The organism is Flagellimonas alvinocaridis, from assembly GCF_004916895.1.
Lineage (GTDB): Bacteria > Bacteroidota > Bacteroidia > Flavobacteriales > Flavobacteriaceae > Flagellimonas > Flagellimonas alvinocaridis.
Genome location: NZ_SNTZ01000117.1, coordinates 1 through 387, shown reverse-complemented (window position 1 = coordinate 387; position 387 = coordinate 1). Strand labels below are relative to the sequence as shown.

Here is a 387-nt window from a genome sequence, read left to right as displayed (position 1 = left end):
GTGATCGAGGTACCCGCGCTGTTGCCCTCTCCCAGCACGCTCGCCAAATTTTGTATCTCGTTGGTGATGCTGCCGTCCACTTCGGTGAAGGTGCTGTTCACGATATAGGGGTCGCCGGTGGTGCCTGTGCCGCTGACACTGATGTCCGTACCGGCGTTCACGATGGTCTCCGAGCCATCGGCCGCGTTGGCCGTGATCTGCGTGTCAACATAGTTCTTCGTGGCGGCGTCCTGTGCATTGGTAGGGTCAGTAACGTTCGTTATGGATGTGCCCGCGCTGTTGCCCTCGGAGAGTACCTCCGACAAGGTCTGGTCGTCACTGCCCAAGTTGGCCAAAGGTACCTGTAACGTACCGTTGCTGTCCTCTATCTCTAGGTTCGCCCCACTT

General features: G+C 58.4%; 1 protein-coding gene. It reads right to left on the bottom strand.

Annotated elements, in window-relative coordinates:
• The coding region (locus tag EZV76_RS17030) for a hypothetical protein (RefSeq protein ID WP_236640960.1) at positions 1–305 on the bottom strand (305 nt) is incomplete at its 3' end.
• Positions 306–387: the final 82 nt, after the last annotated feature.